The organism is Nodosilinea sp. LEGE 07298 (assembly GCF_015207265.1).
Lineage (GTDB): Bacteria > Cyanobacteriota > Cyanobacteriia > Phormidesmidales > Phormidesmidaceae > Nodosilinea.
The window spans coordinates 1-2,693 of the sequence record NZ_JADEXE010000503.1 but is presented as its reverse complement, the minus strand read 5'-3'; the positions used below and the strand labels follow the sequence as shown (position 1 = coordinate 2,693).

Here is a 2,693-nt window from a genome sequence, read left to right as displayed (position 1 = left end):
GGAGTAGGGAGTAGGGAGTAGGGGGTGTTTTGGATTTTGGATTTTGGATTTTGGACGTAGGGGCAGACCTATGTGTCTCCCTAAACCTTTACATGGAGAAAATTGACGGACGGAGAATAAAAGAGGGAATTGGTAGGGTGCATTCGCGAAGCAATGCACCAGGCTTTTACATAGAGAAAATTGACGGGCGGAAGAATAGAAGTAGGTTTTGAATTTTAAATTTTGAATTAATGCACCGAATCAAAAACTCAAAACTAAGCACTCAAAATTCAAAACTCTTTTCTACCTACGCGAAGGCCATGGCGTACTCGTTCCACACGGCTGGGGTATCCATGAGCTGGCCAAAGGTGGGATCGCCGCCTTTGCGGCCAAAGCTGCGTTCGACGGTGAGTTCGACGGATTTGCTGAAGAAGAGCACTTCGATGGTGACGGTGAGGGTGGCGCGACCGGAGGCTTTTTCGGTGCCGCTGTCGTAGGTGAAACTGAGGTTAAACTCCACAGAAATGGTGATGATGCCCAGCACCGAGAGTTTGCCGCCGCAGCGCAGGTAGCCCGTCAGCACCGAGACCAGTTTTTCGGCGCTGACGGGGGCGGGCAGCATCCGTTTTTCCATCTTGAAGTAGATGCCCGCCATGATATGCACCTCGCCGCTGGCGACGCCGATGTTGATCGCCGCCGCTGCGCCAAACTCAAAGGCGGCTTCTAGCACCCGAATGCCGTCGGTATCGAGCTCCAGGCGGAAAAAGCCGCCGCCGCCAAACAGCGACACCGTGAGTAAAAAGGGCGTGTCTCGGCGGGCAAAGGCAAAGTCGAAGATGGGCTTGCCTTCGAGGAAGGGAATGGTCAGCCCCGCCGCAAACAGAATGTTTTGCAGGGCAAACACCCCCACCGAGGCCGGGGGCAACCCAATGGAGAGGCCCGCCTTGACCCCCAGGGGCGACTGGATCAAGTCGATGCTGACGCCATCGCCAAACACGCCGGGGGGAATCAGCTTGCGCAGCCCTTCGACAAACTCCAGGTCGCCGGTAAACTGCACCGGCATGGCCGGGTTGAGCTTGACGTTGACATCGGTTTTTTGACCGCTCTGGGCGGTGAAGCTGAACAAGTCAAAGTTGATCTGCACCACTTTAAGAAAGAAAATCTCGAAGTGGTTGAGGGTGCCAGTGAGGCGGAAATCGTCGTTGGCTGGCCCCACCAGGCTTTTTTTGAACACCCCGTGGACGTCAAATACCGTGTCTGGGTAGGGGTTGAACTTGATGATCAGCAGATCGATGGTTTTGACGTTGGGTTTCCAGTCCAGCTCGGCGATCGCACTTGTCCCTTCCCGACGAATCTGCATTTTGGGGGCATTTTTCTCGGCGCTGCCCCCGGCCAAAATCAAATCGGCCAGGTCAAAGGCCCCAAAGATTTTGGCCAGCCCTTTGCCAAACACCGCCGCTGGGTCAAAGGTATCGGTCAGGGCATCGGCAACCTCGCCCCCCAGCGGCCCCAGCTTGCGGGTCAGGGTGGTGATGTCGAGGTTGGGGGTGGCAAAGCCCCCGACCTGCTCTGCCGAGAAGGTCACCCCGGCGACGGCCTTTTCCAGCAGTCCGGCAGGGGTTTCTTTGACAATTTGGGCAAAGGCTCCGGTGGCGTTGGCGGGGCTAGCAAACCCACCCCCAACCACATAGTCTGACAGCAGCTGAATTGAGCTCAGGGTATTGGCCCCCACCAGCTGCTCCACCGCCGGAATTCGCACCTCGGCCTTAAATAGCTTGGGGCTAAAGAAGTCGGCCTTGCTGCCCGCCCCTTCGTTGATGAAGTTGAGTGCCTGGGTGGCAAAGCTGGTGTTGTCTTTGCCGTCGCCGCTGGGGGCGGCAAAGGCTACCCGCTGACCCGGCACCAGGGCCTGCCGCCGCTGGCTGCTGGCGGGCTTGTTGTATTCGGCCTCGATTTTTGCCATACCGACGGCAGTTTCGCTGTTGGGCACAAAGATCAGGGGAATGGTGAAATCAACCTGGTTCCCCGCCACATCGGTGCCCACGGCGTGGAAGCGAAAGTCTTGGCCGCCCACTTGAATCCAAAAGGAGCGATCGCTCCCTGACACCAGCGACGGAGCGGCGTAGGGGTAATCGATCTTCGGAGTCACCAGAGTGGTGAGGCGAATCTGCTTCAGGGGCATACCCCGGCCATCGTGGGGTAGCCCCTCCTGGGTGTAGTCCTTCAGTGGTTCGCGCACCACCACGTACATGTACTGGCGCAGGTAGGCCACGGGGGCACTGCTGTTGGGGGCCTTCTCAAACCGCCGCTCGGTCACCTTGATCAGCGCTCCCCGGTGGCCCAGGGATTTGAAGCGGCCTTCGTAGACGATGCGCACGTAGTGGTCGCGCCCCTGGGAGGCCACATGCACCCACTGGGATAGATCGAGCTGCTGATCTAGTTCGTAGAGGGGATGCAGGAAAATGCTTCCCAGGTCGAGGCTGGGCGACAGCACGCTGACATCCAGATTGCCCAGGTCGATCAGCGACTTGAGCGCCGGAATATTGACGGGGGTGCTAGTCGTAGTATCCCTGGGCAGGGTAGGGCTGGCTGGAGTGGCTGGGGCCACTGGTGGGGTGGCTGTTGTTGGGATAGTGGCTGGAGTCACCGGGGGCGTAGCGGCGGTTCCGGCGGACGGGCGGATCGCAGCGGCTATCCCCGGCGCGATGTCAGAG

Annotated in this window: 1 pseudogene; it reads right to left on the bottom strand. The window is 58.7% G+C overall.

The features are described 5' to 3' along the window. Positions 1-286: 286 nt before the first annotated feature. A pseudogene (locus tag IQ273_RS32350) lies at positions 287-2,693 on the bottom strand (hypothetical protein); the annotation flags it as partial.